Source organism: Peribacillus sp. Bi134, from assembly GCF_918698065.1.
Taxonomy (GTDB): domain Bacteria; phylum Bacillota; class Bacilli; order Bacillales; family DSM-1321; genus Peribacillus.
In genome coordinates this window covers 361864-378801 of record NZ_CAKKLN010000004.1, presented here as the reverse complement: position 1 = coordinate 378801, position 16938 = coordinate 361864, and the positions used below count along the sequence as shown (strand labels likewise).

The 16938-nt window shown below is 43.4% G+C and carries 19 protein-coding genes and 1 other annotated feature; of the genes, 5 read left to right on the top strand and 14 right to left on the bottom strand.

Going from position 1 to position 16938, the window contains the following annotated elements; all coding sequences use genetic code 11:
• Positions 1-13 precede the first annotated feature (13 nt).
• Positions 14-1702: a lactate permease LctP family transporter gene (locus LQ188_RS10455; RefSeq protein ID WP_101222866.1), complete on the bottom strand. Its 1689-nt coding sequence runs from the start codon at positions 1700-1702 to the stop codon at positions 14-16.
• Positions 1703-1956: 254 nt separating this feature from the next.
• Here LQ188_RS10455 and LQ188_RS10450 point away from each other — a divergent pair, with 254 nt between their 5' ends.
• From LQ188_RS10450 to LQ188_RS10435, 4 genes are all read left to right on the top strand, one after another.
• The gene (locus LQ188_RS10450; protein ID WP_101222867.1) at positions 1957-2676 is read left to right on the top strand and encodes a FadR/GntR family transcriptional regulator; all 720 of its coding nucleotides are present in this window, start codon (positions 1957-1959) and stop codon (positions 2674-2676) included.
• Between the two features lie 191 nt (positions 2677-2867).
• Positions 2868-3584, top strand: coding sequence for a (Fe-S)-binding protein (locus LQ188_RS10445; RefSeq protein ID WP_101222868.1), 717 nt, complete (start codon positions 2868-2870; stop codon positions 3582-3584).
• Positions 3585-3608: 24 nt separating this feature from the next.
• Positions 3609-5039, top strand: coding sequence for a LutB/LldF family L-lactate oxidation iron-sulfur protein (locus LQ188_RS10440; protein ID WP_230176764.1), 1431 nt, complete (start codon positions 3609-3611; stop codon positions 5037-5039).
• Positions 5033-5737, top strand: a complete 705-nt coding sequence (locus tag LQ188_RS10435; protein WP_230176857.1) for a lactate utilization protein C — start codon at positions 5033-5035, stop codon at positions 5735-5737. The genes LQ188_RS10440 and LQ188_RS10435 overlap by 7 nt, the downstream gene beginning before the upstream one ends.
• Before the next feature lie 63 nt (positions 5738-5800).
• On the opposite strand, the gene LQ188_RS10430 is transcribed toward LQ188_RS10435, so the two are convergent.
• Together LQ188_RS10430 and LQ188_RS10425 are read right to left on the bottom strand one after the other, a co-directional pair.
• Positions 5801-6886 (bottom strand): M42 family metallopeptidase, encoded by a 1086-nt coding sequence (locus LQ188_RS10430; protein WP_101222873.1) that lies wholly within the window; start codon positions 6884-6886, stop codon positions 5801-5803.
• Between the two features lie 64 nt (positions 6887-6950).
• Entirely contained in the window at positions 6951-7439 is a 489-nt protein-coding gene (locus LQ188_RS10425) for a dUTP diphosphatase (RefSeq protein WP_230176856.1), read from the bottom strand.
• Between the two features lie 108 nt (positions 7440-7547).
• On the opposite strand from LQ188_RS10425, the gene LQ188_RS10420 reads away from it, so the two are divergent.
• Positions 7548-7928 carry a sigma-w pathway protein ysdB gene (locus LQ188_RS10420; RefSeq protein ID WP_101222875.1) on the top strand — a complete coding sequence of 127 codons (381 nt, stop codon included), beginning with the start codon at positions 7548-7550 and terminating at the stop codon, positions 7926-7928.
• Positions 7929-7982: 54 nt separating this feature from the next.
• Here LQ188_RS10420 and LQ188_RS10415 read toward each other — a convergent pair whose 3' ends face one another.
• From LQ188_RS10415 to LQ188_RS10365, 11 genes are all read right to left on the bottom strand, one after another.
• Entirely contained in the window at positions 7983-8552 is a 570-nt protein-coding gene (locus LQ188_RS10415) for a VTT domain-containing protein (protein ID WP_101222877.1), read from the bottom strand.
• A gap of 60 nt (positions 8553-8612) precedes the next feature.
• A complete protein-coding gene (locus tag LQ188_RS10410) occupies positions 8613-8888 on the bottom strand; it encodes a DUF1294 domain-containing protein (RefSeq protein ID WP_101222879.1) in 276 nt (91 codons plus the stop codon).
• A gap of 68 nt (positions 8889-8956) precedes the next feature.
• On the bottom strand, positions 8957-9316 hold the full coding sequence (rplT, locus tag LQ188_RS10405) for a 50S ribosomal protein L20 (RefSeq protein ID WP_101222880.1): 360 nt from the start codon (positions 9314-9316) through the stop codon (positions 8957-8959).
• Positions 9317-9351: 35 nt separating this feature from the next.
• Positions 9352-9552 carry a 50S ribosomal protein L35 gene (rpmI, locus tag LQ188_RS10400; protein WP_034309070.1) on the bottom strand — a complete coding sequence of 67 codons (201 nt, stop codon included), beginning with the start codon at positions 9550-9552 and terminating at the stop codon, positions 9352-9354.
• 34 nt (positions 9553-9586) lie between these two features.
• A complete protein-coding gene (gene infC / locus LQ188_RS10395) occupies positions 9587-10087 on the bottom strand; it encodes a translation initiation factor IF-3 (RefSeq protein WP_034309072.1) in 501 nt (166 codons plus the stop codon).
• Positions 10088-10185: 98 nt separating this feature from the next.
• Positions 10186-10322: a sequence feature (ribosomal protein L20 leader region), on the bottom strand.
• A gap of 125 nt (positions 10323-10447) precedes the next feature.
• On the bottom strand, positions 10448-10942 hold the full coding sequence (locus LQ188_RS10390) for a GNAT family protein (protein WP_230176763.1): 495 nt from the start codon (positions 10940-10942) through the stop codon (positions 10448-10450).
• Between the two features lie 53 nt (positions 10943-10995).
• Positions 10996-11166 (bottom strand): hypothetical protein, encoded by a 171-nt coding sequence (locus LQ188_RS10385; protein WP_157831018.1) that lies wholly within the window; start codon positions 11164-11166, stop codon positions 10996-10998.
• 106 nt (positions 11167-11272) lie between these two features.
• Positions 11273-13204, bottom strand: coding sequence for a threonine--tRNA ligase (thrS, locus tag LQ188_RS10380; protein ID WP_230176762.1), 1932 nt, complete (start codon positions 13202-13204; stop codon positions 11273-11275).
• Between the two features lie 389 nt (positions 13205-13593).
• Positions 13594-14454, bottom strand: coding sequence for a sporulation protein YtxC (gene ytxC, locus LQ188_RS10375; RefSeq protein ID WP_101222885.1), 861 nt, complete (start codon positions 14452-14454; stop codon positions 13594-13596).
• A 121-nt stretch (positions 14455-14575) separates the two neighbouring features.
• The gene (dnaI, locus tag LQ188_RS10370) at positions 14576-15514 is read right to left on the bottom strand and encodes a primosomal protein DnaI (RefSeq protein ID WP_230176761.1); all 939 of its coding nucleotides are present in this window, start codon (positions 15512-15514) and stop codon (positions 14576-14578) included.
• On the bottom strand, positions 15501-16919 hold the full coding sequence (locus LQ188_RS10365; protein ID WP_230176760.1) for a DnaD domain protein: 1419 nt from the start codon (positions 16917-16919) through the stop codon (positions 15501-15503). Before LQ188_RS10365 ends, dnaI begins: the two co-directional genes overlap by 14 nt.
• Between the last annotated feature and the right edge of the window lie 19 nt (positions 16920-16938).

Below are 16938 nucleotides of genomic sequence, written 5' to 3'. Positions count from 1 at the left end.
AGCCTCATTCTACTTATGGAATCATCCAGGAAAGGACGCCATTTTGCAAGAAGGTAATCACACAAACAAGCAGCAATAAGAAAAGACTATGTTTGAGCGTGAATCTCAATAATTCCGATTCCCTGCCCGCCAAGCCAACGGCAGCACATGCAATCGCTATCGATTGTGGTGAGATCATCTTTCCGGTGACCCCTCCGGAAGAGTTCGCCGCCAGCGCCAGCACCGGTTCCATCCCAACTTTAAGAGCGGTCACTTTCTGCAGACTGCCAAATAAGAGGTTTGCTGATGTATCCGATCCGGTAATGAACACCCCTAGCCAGCCGAGAACCGGTGCGAAGAACGGAAATAAATCACCCGATTTTGCAAGGGTCATCCCTAATGTTGTCGACATTCCTGAAGAATTCGTCACGTAGGCAAAGGCCACCACGGTAGAAATCATCAAGATGGGCTTTGCCAACTCTTTCATCGCTTCAACAAAGGTGCTATAAAAGTCTTTTGCAGACATGTGTGCGATGAACTTCGTTACGATTGCAGCCAGTAAAATGGCAGTCCCGGCTGCCCCGAGCAGTTCTATTTTATAGAAAGCCGCAATCTGCAATCCATTGCTTCCGATTATCTCATTATGCAGACCTGGGACTTCGATTTGGAAGGTTAATAGCTTCCCGATTTCATTGATTGCGCCAAGCAGCACATTGGTGCCTTCATAATGTCCGGAGAGTGCCGGCTTTATTGGGTTCATCCCCCATATTGTTATGAAAAGCGTTAACAGAAGGAATGGTGACCAAGCATGGAATATCTGCCATTTCGAGTATTTTGTCTCCGCTTCGGCTGTATATAAAGGTTCGACAGTGGCTGCCGTTTCCTCGGAGGCAAAGCGAAAGATCGTTTTAGGTTTCCAGAATTTAAGGAAGATTGCCAATGCAAATAGTGACACTAACGCGGAAAGGATGTCCGGTAGTTCGGGCCCAAGAAAATTTGAACTTAAGTACTGTGTGATGGCAAAGGAAAATCCGGAAACCAAAATTGCCGGCAGGACTTCAAGCGACCTTTTCCACCCAGTCATTATTAAAATGAGATAAAGCGGAATGAAAGCCGAAAGGAATGGCAATTGGCGGCCGACCATTTTTGAGATCTCCATGGCGGCTATGCCAGTAGGGCCTTCCATGGCGATAATCGGTATTCCAACTGCCCCGAATGCTACCGGAGCGGTATTCGCGATCAAACAAATTCCGGCTGCATATAGCGGGTTAAATCCGAGACCGACCAAAAGCGCAGCCGAAATGGCAACAGGTGCTCCAAATCCCGCGGCACCTTCTAAAAATGCCCCGAAAGAAAATGCCACCAATAATGCCTGGAGACGGCGGTCTTCCGTAAGCGAAAGCACTGAAGAACGAATGATATTGAATTGTCCGCTTTTAACAGTCATTTTGTACAAAAATACGGAAGTGATGATTATCCATCCGATTGGGAGCAGCCCATATACGGCTCCCTGTGAAGCAGACATCACTGCTTTTCCTGCAGGCATTCCGTATATCAATACAGCCACTGCAAGAGCTACAAGCAAAGTGGTTATACCTGCAATGTAACCTTTCATACGTTTGATGGTAAGTGCCCAGAAAAAGTAAAGAATTGGAATGAGTGCGGCAAGAGATGATAAAACTAAATTATCGGTGATCGGCGTAAAGTTTTGTGTCCATGTCATTCATTTCGACTCCATTTTCTATAGATTTTTTAAAAAATTCAGAAATCAATCGCTAATTGAAACCCCTTACATACCGAAATATTCAAAGTCATCAGATGACTTGATGAGTACTCATTAAAATTAAATGATTGAAAATATAAAATCAAGATTTTTTTTATTTTTTGTTGATTTTTCACCCTTCTGGAAGTGTCATATAGCATTTGTGTTATATAATATTAATCAGAGAAACTCATAGAAAATAGAGGTGCTACTACTTGGTATATAAAAAAATAAAGCCGAAAAAAATTTATGAAGAAGTCAGCGATGAACTTTATGAAATGATTCGGTCAGGCAGCCTGAAACCAGGTGAACAATTGGATTCGATTCAGCAGCTTGCGGAAAATTTCCAAGTCGGGCGCCCGGCCATCCGTGAAGCATTAAGTGCATTGAGTTCAATGGGTCTTATTGAAATAAAACAAGGTGAAGGAACATTCGTTAAAACCTTCGACCCCGCCATCATGAACCACCCCTTGTCTGCCGCCCTTTTGATGGATCAAGACAATATCAAGCATTTACTGGAAGTTCGGAAAATACTTGAGTCCGGTACGGCAGAAGTGGCAGCGAAAAAAAGAACGGAAGAAAACCTTATCGAACTCAAGGACAGGCTTTTTAATATGGAAAAGGTATCAGATGATGAAGAACTTAGTGATAAAGCGGATATCGCCTTCCATGTTGCAGTGGCAAACGCATCACAAAATGAGCTGCTGATTACATTGATGAACCATGTTTCAGAATTAATGACGGAAAAGATGCGTGATATCCGTCGGGTTGCGCTTTATTCCGAAGAGATGACACTTAAGCAGCTTTATCAGCAGCATGTCAGGATTTATGATGCAATCTTGGCACAGGATGAAGACGGAGCCCGCAGTGCCATGCTGTTTCACCTTCAAAGCGTCGAGGAATCACTGGACCGGGTCATCCAAAAAAATCAGTAAAAGCATAGTTGACCTTTCATTAATTTCAAAAATACCCTATACAAAAAAGGATAAAATTGATATATTATTTTGAAAACGATTATCTCATTTAAAAAATCATGGAAATTGGTATATTCTCTAAACCATTTCCTTTTTCCATTTTCTAGTCATCAGATGACCTGTTAACTTATTTGAAATAGGAGGAGTTCAGATTGAAAGTTACTCTCTTTGCAACATGTTTAGTCGATTTGTTTCAATCCAATGTCGGCAAAGCGACAGTGGAGCTACTCGAGAGATTAGGCTGTGAGATCGATTTCCCGGAATCCCAGATATGCTGCGGACAGCCGGCATATAATAGCGGGTATACGAAGGAATCGAAGGAAGCCATGAAAAAGATGATTAAAACGTTCGCGGATGCTGAATACATCGTAACCCCTTCCGGTTCCTGTGCAGCGATGTTCAAGGAATATCCGGCCCTATTCAAAGGGGATGCCGAATGGGAAAAGAAAGCGGCATCATTAGCGGCTAAAACATATGAATTGACCCAATTCATCGTGGATGTCTTAAAAGTGACCGACGTCGGGGCGACCCTTAAGGGAAAGGCCACTTATCATACTTCATGCCATATGACACGGCTGCTTAAGGTCAAGGAAGCACCTGCCATTTTGTTAAGCCATGTCAGGGGGCTGGAAATGACACCACTTCCGGATGCCCAAAACTGCTGCGGGTTCGGGGGAACCTTTTCGGTCAAGATGGGTGACATTTCCGGGCAGATGGTCGAGGAGAAAGTCTGCAATATTGAAGATACCGGGGCAGATTTTTTAATCGGCGGGGATGCAGGATGTTTGATGAATATCGGCGGGCGGATCCAAAGGAAGGGGCAACCGGTGCAAGTGCTTCATATTGCGGAAGTCCTGAATAGTATTTAAAGAAAGCGAGGAGGGGAAAAAATTATGGCTATGAAAACCAGCTCTGCCAAGTTTAAAGACCGGGTGGATGAAGGAATACATAATGATTTTATGCGATTGGCCGTATCGAGTGCCCAAGAACGATTACACGGACGGCGGCTGACTGCCGTTGATGAATTGGGAAGCTGGGAGGATTGGCGTTCCCTTGGGGAAGAAATCAGGCAGCATGTGCTTAGTAACCTTGATTTCTATTTGCACCAGCTCGCAGAAAATGTTTCGAAAAGAGGCGGTCATGTCTTCTTCGCTCAAACGGCTGAAGAAGCAAGCGGTTACATCAAGGATGTTATTGTAAAAAAGAATGCCAAAAAGGTCGTGAAATCCAAATCGATGGTCACGGAAGAGATCAATTTGAATGCCACTCTTGAGGCAGTTGGCCTCGATGTCGTTGAAACGGACCTTGGTGAATACATTTTACAAGTGGATGATCATGATCCCCCTTCCCATATCGTCGCACCTGCTCTCCATAAAAATAAGGAGCAGATTAGGGATGTTTTTAAAGAAAAGCTTGCATATACGCAAACTGAAAAGCCGGAAGAGCTTACCGCCCATGTCCGGGGCATTCTGCGGAAAGATTTCTTAAGCGCCGATGTGGGCATTACCGGCTGTAATTTTGCGATTGCGGAAACGGGCTCGATCGGTTTGGTGACGAATGAAGGAAATGCAGATTTGGTCACCGCCCTCCCAAAAACGCAAATCACCGTGATGGGAATGGAACGGCTTGTACCTACATTCGATGAATTCGAAGTCCTTGTCAGCTTATTGACAAGAAGCGCTGTCGGCCAAAGATTGACCAGTTACATCACCGCACTTACCGGTCCGCGTGATGAAGGTGATGTAGACGGACCCGAGGAGTTTCACCTTGTGATCGTGGATAATGGACGCTCCTCCATCTTGGGAACTGAGTTTCAATCCGTTCTTCAATGCATTCGCTGTGCTGCCTGTATAAATGTCTGCCCAGTCTATCGCCAGGTTGGCGGTCATTCATATGGTTCAATATACCCCGGACCAATCGGTGCTGTGCTTTCACCTTTACTCGGAGGTTATGATGATTTCAAGGAACTTCCATATGCCTCCACTCTTTGTGCCGCCTGTACAGATGCCTGTCCGGTAAAGATTCCTCTCCATGATTTACTGAGGAAGCATCGGGAAGTCATCGTTGAAAAGGAAAAAATGGCGCCGTTTTCAGAAAAGATGGCCATGAAGGCCTTCGGAATTGGTGCGGCATCGCCTATGCTTTATAAATTCGGCTCCAAAATCGCACCATCAGCGATGTCCCCTTTTAAAACGGGGGATATCATCTCGAAAGGACCGGGACCGCTCAAAACTTGGACAGAAAGCCGCGAGTTCCCTGCTCCAGGGAAAGAGAGCTTTCGGGACTGGTTCAAAAATCGGGAAAAAGGAGGGAAACCATCATGAATGGAACCATCCATAATGAAGGGACATTTTTAAACAATATAGCAAAAAACCTGGGAAGGGGTCCTATTACGGAAGGCATCTCCGTTCCGGAATGGAAGCACGCCCCCCAAAAAGAAGTTTTGAAACATGCGACACCAAATGAGCTTGTCGCGGAATTGGAGGAGCAATGTAAACGGGTGCATACTCAATTTCACGTTACCGACTCCAAGAAAGTGATGCATTGTTTAACACAGGTGATCGAGGAGCTTGGAAACGGACCCTTGATCATCCCTAAGGACGATCGGTTTTCCGACTATGGGTTAGAGGGTATCTTAAAGGAAAAAGATGTCCATATATGGGATCACCAAGCCGGCAAAGAAAATATCGAAAAAGCCGAAAGTGCTAACATCGGAATCACATTCAGTGAGATGACATTAGCAGAATCAGCGACCGTCGTCTTGTTCAGCGACAAGGATCACGGCCGTTCCATCAGCTTCCTTCCTTCTTGCCATGTTTCCATCATTCCAAAAAGCACCATCGTACCGCGAATGACCCAGGCTGCTGCGGCCATCCGTTCAAAAGTTAAACGGGGCGAGGTCGTTCCTTCCTGCATCAATTTCATAACAGGCCCGAGCAACTCTGCTGATATCGAAATGGACCTTGTCGTCGGAGTCCATGGCCCCATCAAAGCGGTCTATATAATCGTCGAAGATAAGTAGTAATAAGAAATAGAAAATGGAGAGGACCTAAATTAGGCCTCTCCATTTTTTACTTTCACTATATTATTCGTAAATGATCCGATCAACCGCTTCGCGATCGAGGCGTTTAATCACTTCGACAATGAGCTTAACTGCATTCTCATAATCATCCCTGTGAAGCATTGCTGCGTGTGAATGAATGTAGCGTGTGGCAATCGTGATCGCCAGAGCGGGAACACCATTTGCCGTTAAATGGATGGAGCCGGCATCCGTCCCGCCGCCTGGAATCGATTCATATTGATAAGGAATATTCATTTCATCAGCCGTGTCGGTGACGAAATCGCGCAATCCCTTATGTGCCACCATCGATGAATCATAGATGACGATTTGCGGGCCTTCCCCCATCTTACTCATCGCTTCTTTTTCGGAAACCCCCGGTGTATCACCAGCAATGCCGACATCGACGGCAAAGCCGATATCCGGCTGAATTTTGAATGTGGATGTTTTGGAGCCACGCAGGCCGACCTCTTCTTGCACTGCGCCAATTCCATATACTACATTAGGATGGTCGCTTTCTTTCAGCTGTTTAAGCACATCAATGGCGATTGCACAGCCAATTCGATTGTCCCAGGCTTTGGCGAGAAGCATCTTTTCATTATTCATGACCGTGAATTCAAAATATGGCACAACCATATCCCCTGGCTTGACGCCCCATTCCTTAACCTCTTTTTTGCTGGATGCACCAATATCAATAAACATATCTTTAATATCAATCGGCTTCTTCCTTGCATCGGCTGACAGGATATGTGGCGGCTTGGAACCGATAATGCCAGTTATATCACCTTTACCTGTAACGATCGTCACGCGCTGGGCCAGCATTACCTGTGACCACCAGCCCCCTACCGGCTGAAAACGCAAAAATCCTTTATCATCAATTTGGGTGATCATGAATCCGACTTCGTCCATATGCCCGGTAACGACGATTTTCGGTCCGTTTTCATCCCCCGTTTTCTTGGCAATCAAACTCCCCAGGCCATCTGTCGATATTTCATCCGCAAATGGTGTTATGTATTCGGTCATCACTTTTCTTACTTCACTTTCATTTCCTGCAATGCCTTTAGCATCCGTTAAGTCCCGAAGCATCTTTAACGTTTCATCCAATTGAGCCATTCTTTTACCTCCCTATAACTTACATTACAAGAATAATTATACAGACAATCGATTACATAAACAATCAGTAGCCTTGCTTTTGCCTTTCGTAATTCACTTCATTTTTGCTTACATAAGCTTTTTCCACATCCATTGCCGAAAATCCAAGCAACTCCCCTAAATGTAAATACGCAGCAAATACCTTTTGGAAGGATGACTCTGTCAACTGTGTGCGAAATTCACTGATGTAGCCGTAAATAGCAGTAAATTGAACAGTCAAATCCTCCTGATGCATGGTTGGGGCAGATGGAACTTCCGGTACAAATCCCCGTTCGATCCCGAGTGACAAAATGAAATGAATGCCATCCACGTATTCAGCCAAAATCGTTTCTTTATCAGAGGGGCCTTTAAGACTCCAGAATTTAAAACATCTCGTTTCATTGGCTAGCTCACCAAGCTCCACTAAAAGAGCAAGTATCTTCCGTTCCACCAAGTCTTCAGAACCCAATTCATGCTTTGATTGTATATGCTCATCCAAAGCTGCCTGCATTTCCATTAATTTACCTATGTTCATTTTCATCACTTCTTTCCTTGTCTTCCCCTAAATTATATCAAATAAATGAAACTTATTAAAAACCCATACGTAAATGAAGGGAATCACTCTGTTTAAGGAGGTAGCTCCATGGTATTGATCATGCGGTTCATTCTTTTGGCTCTCATCATTTTCTTAATATATACAGTCATCAAATATCTATTTAATCCGAAAAGAAAATTAGAGCTGGCACATGAACAGAAAAAGTTCTTTCTGCTCGACGATACAGCCAATATACGAAAGAATTTTTTATTGACGTACAACGGGGTGATGTTTGAAGGGGAAAAGTATCTAGGGACGACGGAACGCTCCTTTGAGGTCATCTCCATCTTCATATGGCCCAAGAAAGTGGCCGGCCTAAAAGGCTTGAAGCGAAATGACTTTTTAAAAATCGAGGAAGCCATAAAAAAACAATATCCGGATGCCGTTATTGATTGGAAAAGCCCTGTTAAGGAATTTTTACAAAAATGAAAAAAAATCACACGTAATGAAGAGCCTTGAGAAAAATGTACTCAAGGCTCTATATTAATCATCTGAACGAAAAAATTCCTTCCAGGGAACGACCGTCTGTTTCTCTCTCAATAAATAGAGCAATAAGGTTAAGGATAATAAAATGATGACGATCAGGGTTGGACTGAAATCTGCAATATAGTGGCCAAAAACCGTATATACGAATGCTACAGGGAGATTAGTCATGAAGGATAGATAAAAATAATTTTTCAGCCCTTTATTGGATTCCAATAAGCAAAGCGACAGCAAGTAAAAGTGAATGAATGGTATTAGCCTCAGTACTGCAATTTGCCGGCTGTTTAGCTTTCGGTTTCCAAAAAGCTTATTCTTAAGCCGCAGCAGCCTATCCTTTGTTTTCGGAAATTTGCCTATCACGAAATAAAAGGCCATACTGGACAACGTCAAACCGATTACCGAATAGATGGTTCCAAAAGCTGCCCCGAATAATACTCCTCCAGACATGCAAACCACAATGACGGGAATGAATAAAAATTGCCTTAATAAATGAAAAGTGATAAAAATCAACGGTGCAAACACGCTTCCTGATTGAACGTAGCTCATCACAAGTGTCAGTTTATCATTCATGCTCTCCCTCCAGCTACTCTTTGCTGCTTCTACAAGCATATACATTATAGCGGCTACATATTACAATTGAATGAATATCTTAATCAATAAGCCTATCTGAAGAATCATCAATATCGGCAGGCCCCACTTAAAAGCGGCATGCTTCGTCTTATGGCGGAATTGCTTCATCCCCAAAAAGGACCCAGTCCCTCCGCCTATAACCGCCCAAAACCAAAGTGTCTTTTCACTGATCCGGTACTCCCCATTACGCGCTTTCCTTTTGTCGATTCCCATTAAGGCAAACCCGATGATGTTTGTGATGATCATATAAGCAGCAATGAACCATACTCCTTGCATCCTTATTCCCTCCTTTAAATATGTAAAAAGCCACCCTCTTGAAAAGAGAGTGGCTGTATCAGTCAGACTTATTTGTCTAATTGTTGTTTAGCAGCAGTTGCTAATTGAGCAAAAGCTTGATCGTCAGCAACAGCAAGATCAGCAAGCATTTTGCGGTTCACTTCGATACCAGCAAGCTTTAGACCATGCATTAAACGGCTGTAAGAAAGACCGTTGATGCGTGCTGCAGCGTTGATACGAGTGATCCAAAGTTTGCGGAAATCACGTTTCTTTTGACGACGGTCACGGAAAGCATAGTTTCCTGACTTCATTACTTGTTGGTTAGCTACTTTGAAAAGAATATGTTTCGCGCCATAGTAACCTTTAGCTAATTTTATTACCTTTTTACGACGTTTGCGAGTAACAGTACCGCCTTTTACACGTGGCATGTTATTTCCCTCCTATTTAACTCGATAAATCGAACTTATTTAATGTTGTCTAGCATATGACGAATACGTTTGAAGTCACCTTTGCTTACAAGGCTAGCTTTGCGAAGCTTACGCTTTTGCTTAGTAGATTTGTTAGCAAATAAATGGCTTGTGTAAGCGTTAGAACGCTTAAGTTTGCCGGATCCAGTCTTTTTGAAACGTTTAGCAGATCCGCGGTGAGTTTTCATTTTAGGCATAAGGTATTCCTCCTCATTACAAATTACTTTACAATTACTTTTCGTTTTTCGGTGCTAAGATAATGAACATGCTGCGCCCGTCCATTTTTGGGTGTTGCTCGATTGTAGCCACTTCTTTACATGCTTCAGAAAAACGAACGAGTACACGTTGACCAATTTCCTTATGCGTAATGGCACGTCCTTTGAATCGGATAGAAGCTTTTACTTTATCGCCTTTTTCAAGGAATTTAATACCGTTGCGAAGCTTCGTATTGAAATCGTGTTCTTCAATCGTCGGGCTCAAACGAACCTCTTTCAGACTGATGACTTTTTGATTTTTACGTGCTTCCTTGTCTTTCTTTTGCTGCTCGAAGCGGTGTTTTCCGTAGTCCATGATCCGGGCTACCGGAGGCTTTGCATTTGCAGCAACTAAAACTAGATCAAGATTTACACGAGCGGCAATTTCCAATGCTTCGAATTTCGTTTTAATTCCAAGTTGTTCTCCGTTTTGGTCAATAAGACGAACTTCACGGGCTCGGATGCCCTCGTTTACCATCGCGTCTTTACTAATAGTTAGCCACCTCCAAAGATATTGGCGAATACGAATATTTGAATAAATTCGGTCACGCTCACAACTCGCTTACAGGATATAATCATAATAAAAAAGTGTGGATGCATGCTGCACCCACACTGATAGACTCATTCAGAAAGATCCAAATAATCAAATCATGACCTGTTAACTGCATTGTTTGCGTCAACCAGGTGAGAAGCGGGTGCTTCTTCTTTTCATCAAACACGTATTCAATTCACTTTAGAAATATATCATAAACACTGATGACTTGTCAAATGCTAATTTATTCGTTTTTCACAACAAAATTAATATTATCAGACATTCAGTTATTTGACAATACGTTTTTTAAAGTAATTTGGACAAAAAATATTCATCATGATACTTCCCATCAAAAAACAATGATTCCCGCTTTATTCCTTCCTTTTCAAAACCCATCTTTCGATATAAGGAAAGCGCAGGGGCGTTGTTTGCAATCACGGACAATTCCAGGCGCCGGATTCCGTTTGTCCGTGCATGCTCCTCCATTTTTTGAAATAGCTTCGTACCAATGCCTTTTCCCCGGTCAGTTTCATTGATGCCGATGACGATTTTGGCTGAATGCCTCGTTCGGCCCATTTGATTGCCCAATAAGATCAGGTAACCATACAGTTCATGGCCGCTAGCAGCAACGAGGAAAACGGAAAGGGGATTTTTTTCGATTTGCTCCATTTGCTTCTCCATTTGTTTCGCTGTCGCTTTTCTTTCTCCAGGGTTGAACAGCATATACCCGGAATCTTCAACATGATTGAACAGAGCAGCCAAGTTATCCGCGTCTTCCCTTGAAGCCTTTCTAATCTCCATTTATCCCCACTCCCCCTTTGGTTACAGTCCATACTGACAGAAGCCATCAAATGTTAAGAGTTTTCTTTCGCCTTTTTCTTTTTCTCAATGGCGTCCCAAGAAAATAGGGCTATCCAAAATAACAGGACCGGGACGATGGCATATTGTCGATAACCATCCAATAACAATAAGATGATGATGACAAGGAATGTCGGTCCGAATAGATAAGTAAATTTCTTTTTCATGCTGCCCCTCCTTTTCATTGCTGTACATATTTTCACATGATGGTTTCATTTTATCATGCCATAATTAAAAAGAGGGACACAACTATATGTGCCCCTCTTTTTGATGTTAACGGCTTACTTCAGCCTTAATCGCTGAAACGAAATCTTCAAAAGCGATCGTTTCGGATTTTTGTTCACCGTACTTACGTACATTCACGCTGCCTTCTTTGGCTTCGTTGTCTCCAACAACCAGCATGTACGGGATTTTTTGCATTTGCGCTTCACGGATTTTGTAACCGATTTTCTCGTCACGTGTATCCAGGTCGACACGAATGCCTTGCGCCTTAAGTTTTTCCTGTACTTCTTTCGCATAATCCAAGTGCACTTCAGGTGAGACCGGGATCACTTGTGCTTGGATAGGTGCAAGCCAAGTCGGGAATGCCCCCTTGTATTCTTCGATCAAGTAAGCGACAAAACGTTCCATTGTGGAAACGACACCGCGGTGGATAACAACCGGACGATGCTGCTTGCCGTCCTCACCGACGTAATTAAGATCAAAACGTTCAGGAAGCAAGAAATCAAGCTGAACAGTGGAAAGCGTTTCATCTTTCCCTAAAGCAGTACGTACCTGAACATCAAGCTTAGGACCGTAGAATGCCGCCTCACCTTCCGCTTCAAAGTAATCCAGACCAAGTTCATCCATGGCGCCTTTTAACATGCTTTGCGCTTTTTCCCACATGTCATCATCATCGAAGTATTTTTCTGTATCCTGCGGATCGCGATATGACAGACGGAATGAATAATCCTTGATATCGAAATCTTTATATACTTCCAGAACCAGGTTCACAACGCGCTTGAACTCTTCTTTGATTTGGTCGGGGCGGACAAAAATGTGTGCATCATTCAATGTCATCCCACGTACACGCTGAAGGCCTGAAAGGGCACCTGACATTTCATAGCGGTGCATCAAGCCTAGCTCGGCAATCCGGATTGGCAGTTCCCGGTAGCTGTGGATGCTGTTTTTATAGACCATCATGTGATGCGGGCAGTTCATCGGACGCAGGACAAGCTGTTCGTTTTCCATCTCCATGACAGGGAACATGCCGTCCTGGTAATGATCCCAGTGTCCAGAAATTTTATAAAGGTCCACGCTACCCATTACAGGTGTGTAGACATGGTCATAACCCAACCGTTCTTCCTTGTCCACGATATACCTTTCGATTGTCCGGCGGATGGTCGCTCCTTTTGGCAACCACATCGGCAGCCCTTGCCCCACTTTCTGTGAGCTCATGAACAAGTTCAATTCTTTACCGATTTTACGATGGTCACGTTCCTTTGCTTCTTCAAGGAAACGCAGGTGTTCGGCCAAATCTTCTTTTTTATAGAAAGCCGTACCGTAAATACGTTGCAGCATTTTGTTTTTGCTATCGCCTCTCCAGTATGCTCCAGCGATGCTCAATAGCTTGAATTCTTTGATTTTCCCAGTTGATGGAACATGAATTCCACGACAAAGGTCAAAAAATTCACCCTGCTCATAAAGCGTTACCTGCTGATCGGCAGGAATTGCATCGATCAACTCCAATTTATACTCGTCGCCTATTTCTTTAAAACGGGAAATCGCTTCATCACGACTTACTTCGATGCGGGAAATTTCCAAGTTCTCGTTGACGATTTTCTTCATTTCTTTTTCAATCAATGGAAGGTCTTCGGGAGTCAATGATTCCTCCAGATCCATATCATAGTAAAAGCCGCCCTCGATGACTGGACCTACGCCGAATTTAGCGTTTTTGTACAAACGTTTGATCGCCTGTGCCATCAAGTGCGCTGTGCTGTGACGCAATACTTCAAGAGCATCCGCTGTGTCCTGTGTGACGATTTCGATTGAACCATCTTGTTCAATCGGCCGTTTCAAATCATATAATTCACCATTGAATTTTCCGGCAATGGATTTTTTCCTTAAACCAGGACTGATGGATGCAGCGATGTCTTCAGTTGTTGTGCCTTTAGCAAACTCCTTAACCGCTCCGTCAGGAAAAGATATTTTCAGTAATTCTGACATTGAGTTTCACTCCTTCTTATTGTTCGAACAAATTACAGGTATTTGATTCCATTACAACACAAAAAAGCCCGTCCCTGTATAAAACAGGGACGAGCTTAGTAATAAATATCATTAACCCGCGGTTCCACCCTCGTTCCAGCTTGCTTTTCACGGCAAAATGGCACTTGTAACTTGGTAACGGCAGCTTCCCGTCAGCTCATATTCACAGGATGCCTGCTTTCCGAGCCGAAGTTTAAAGGTGGTAAGTGTTCCATGCGAATAGGAAGCTTACAGCCTGTTGGCTCCCCTCTCTGATAATCGGCGACTAGAATACCCTTGTCCTCATCATAACTTTTAGTTTTTTAATAGTATGTAGGAAATTATAATTTGTTATACGGTGAAAATCAAGGTTAATTTTCTTTTTTCCACGAAAGATCATTCAAATGCATAGAAAATGACGAAAGTGGCAGGATAGTGGCCCGTTCTTCGAAAATCCTTGAAATGGTCTGGATCAGCCCCTCATCCTTGTCATCGGTATAGATACACAAGTTTTCAGGAGCAATCGATAAAAGCGGGGCAAGTATCACCGTATCGAGAAATAGTGAACTTTTGGCAAGAAGCCTCCTGTCGATCATACTATTGATTTTTGGGCGGTCGAGCTTGCTGAACTTCTGATCATAGAAATGAAAACCATCCCGGTTGACCAGGTGAAGCTTTCTTAATTTCGACTCCTGCCCTTGAAGGCAATCACGGAGCGTAGCAATGAAATTTTGATAGTCCTGTTCCAGCTTGTATTCATCAATCGCCTTGACGACATACTTTTCCAACGTGTGCTGAAATGATTTCAAACGGAAGGTCGTAAAAGAATCGAATGAAAAAGATACCTTTCCAGCCAAGATGCTTTGAAGTCCCTCCTCAATCAATCGTTTCTCCGTACTGAATGCTTCATCTTGACTCCTGGTTCTTTCCACCTCGATGATTGATGATGCAATTTCAATGATGGCTTCAATTTCTTCCCGTTCCCTATAAAAAAATTTACCGACTATTATTTGCTCCAGAACAGGAAGCGTCTTTTCTTCCAATAAAAAAGAATGAAATGCATCACGAAGCAGAATTAGCCATTCATCACCTGAAGACTCCGTCATATCCACATACATGCCTTGTTGCGGAAGAAATCGAATATATGCTTGAAATTCTGCCCCCAGTGGATGGACAGAAACGAAATTCAGTAATTTCAATGCCTCTGAATCGTTTTGAAACGAAATTTGCACTACGACATCCCCCCTTCCCCCTTGCTTCTTTTTTCATGTATATGGGGATGGGGACGTGTTTAGAAGTAGGATGAGCCTTGTAAGATGAAAAAAGTGACCTCCATTAAGAGACCACTTTTCTTCATCTTCTCCGATTCATGCCATCAAGCTTGACCGGCTCAGCTAAATATTGAATTCTTTCCAGTACCCTGGCCGCCTTCACTTCTTCCTTCTCACCACGCTGTGAAAAGGTCAGGTGGTTCTCCAGGCCATTCAAGTCAAAATTCGAAGTGAAAAACGTTGGCAGGTTTTCCAGCATCCTGAATTGTAAAATCGGACCAAAAACCTCATCGCGTCCCCAGCTCGTCATGGACTCCGCTCCAATATCATCAAGCATGAGGACAGGTGCCGTTTTCACCATTTCAATTTTTTCATTGACCGTATTATCACCTATCGATCCCTTAAGTTCCCTCAAGTAGTCAGGTACATAGACAATAAGGGAGGAAATTTGCCTTTTTGCAAGTTCATTGGCGATCGCACCTAATAAGTACGTTTTCCCAACGCCGAATTTCCCATAAATATATAAGCCTTTTTGCCTTTTACCTGGCTCATATTCCATAATGAACGACATCGCTTTACTTAAGACAGACAAGCGTTTGTTTTCATTATCCGTTTGGGTAAAGTCTTCAATGCTCGCCTTTAAAATATCCTTCGGTACATACAGGCTGCGGATCAACTTTTCCCGTTTCCGCTTTTCATCCTCTGCCAATTTCCGCGGGCAGACTTCATAATGCAGGTTCAGGGCTTTCCCTTGAACCACCAATTTGGGATAATACCCCTGCATCATATTCATGCAGCCATCCAAGCTCGGACATTTATCACACTTATTGCTTTGTGAAGTGAACTCATAAAGCTTCCCCAAGTTTTTATCAATCATTTCCTTCGTGACCGTCGAGCTGTTGGCATTCATAAATAACCGCACTTGTTCGTTTTCAAAAATCTCCTGTTTCAGCTTTTCATAACGCTGTTGAAATTGATTTGTATTCGCCAATTTATTAAGGGACCTATTAATCTTTTCCATCGTTCATTTCACCTCCTGCTTTCCACTGCTTCCATTTCTCCAGAAGCTCGCGTTTCTGGGCATCCAATTCAGGCTGATCTGCATTCTGCTCCTGCTGTGCTTCTTCTTTTTTCTCAAGCCACTCCGGAACCACTTCTTCACGTATCGCCTTTTTCCGGCCGCCCTTCGCAGCATTCCTGCTTCCTTGAGCCCAGTCCTGATATTTCCTATGTTCATTTTTAGCCAGCTCCATCGCCTCGACCACCGTGGAGACCTTAAGTCGTGCCCAATGGCCTGCCAGTTTTTCGACATAGCCCTTCGTGAACTTCATATCCGTTTTGAGCATGACATATTCAATCAAGACATTGACGACACCCGGATTCAGCTTTTGATTGATCATCACGCCCTCAACGACTTTCAAATCACCGCTTGATGGCTCTGCACCGCCAGACAATTGCATCAGCCGCTCCCTTGGGGAAATCGTCTCCAAATGGCGGATTAACTCTTGTTCCTGTGTTTTCGGTTCCTCTTTTTGCGTCCGTTCACGAATCGGCTGCACCCGATTGACAAGGGAAGGCATATCGGCCTGTCGTTCAATCTGATACCAGTCCCTTGCCGCCTTTCTGAGCACTTCCTCATCGATCTCATCATCCAATGAAACGGCATCCATTACTAGTTTTTGCATTTCAAGCGGATCGATGCCATATAAAAAAGCAAGTTTGGCAATCGTATTTTTTATTTTCGGAGTAAATGCCTTTTTCGGTACGATCGAGGATTTTATCCCGGCAAATAAAAGGTCAAAATCAAATAAGTCATCAAACCCCGATGGCTCGACGCCTTCCGTCCGATCGATGTATTGCTGTTCAGGCATCGGCTGCCATTCATTTTTCGCTTCATCCGTTACATATAAAGAGTCCAAATGATCTGATGAGAATACTTCCGCAAAAGATTTAGTCACACCTTCATATTGATCGGTTAAGATATGGTCATCACAAAAGAATCTCTTTAACCGGTTGAATTGCGCTTTACCGATTTTTTTGTATAAGTAAATATTCAGCATTCCATCCGTGAAAAACTGCTGGGGGGAAAGCGGCGGGTTTAACTCATAGATGAATTCCTTCGTTTCATTTTTCGATTTCTTATATACATTCAACAGACCGATTCCCTCAAGTAAAAGCCGGGCTTCGTAAATATCAGCTAACTTAAGGCCGATGGTATTCATTAATTGATAATGTGAGGAGGTTTCCGACCATAGCCTGTTCTCCTCCAACTCACTCCATAACGTCATATATAGGCTAATGCATATAGGTCCAATAAGAGGTTGATATAGTCGGGTAAGTATTTTCCGATCATAGTCATGAAGCAGCCCCGCAGATGAGACCAAATATGAATCAGCTGGGAGCAATTCTTGCCAATGCTTTGACATCTCCATTCAAACCTTTCAA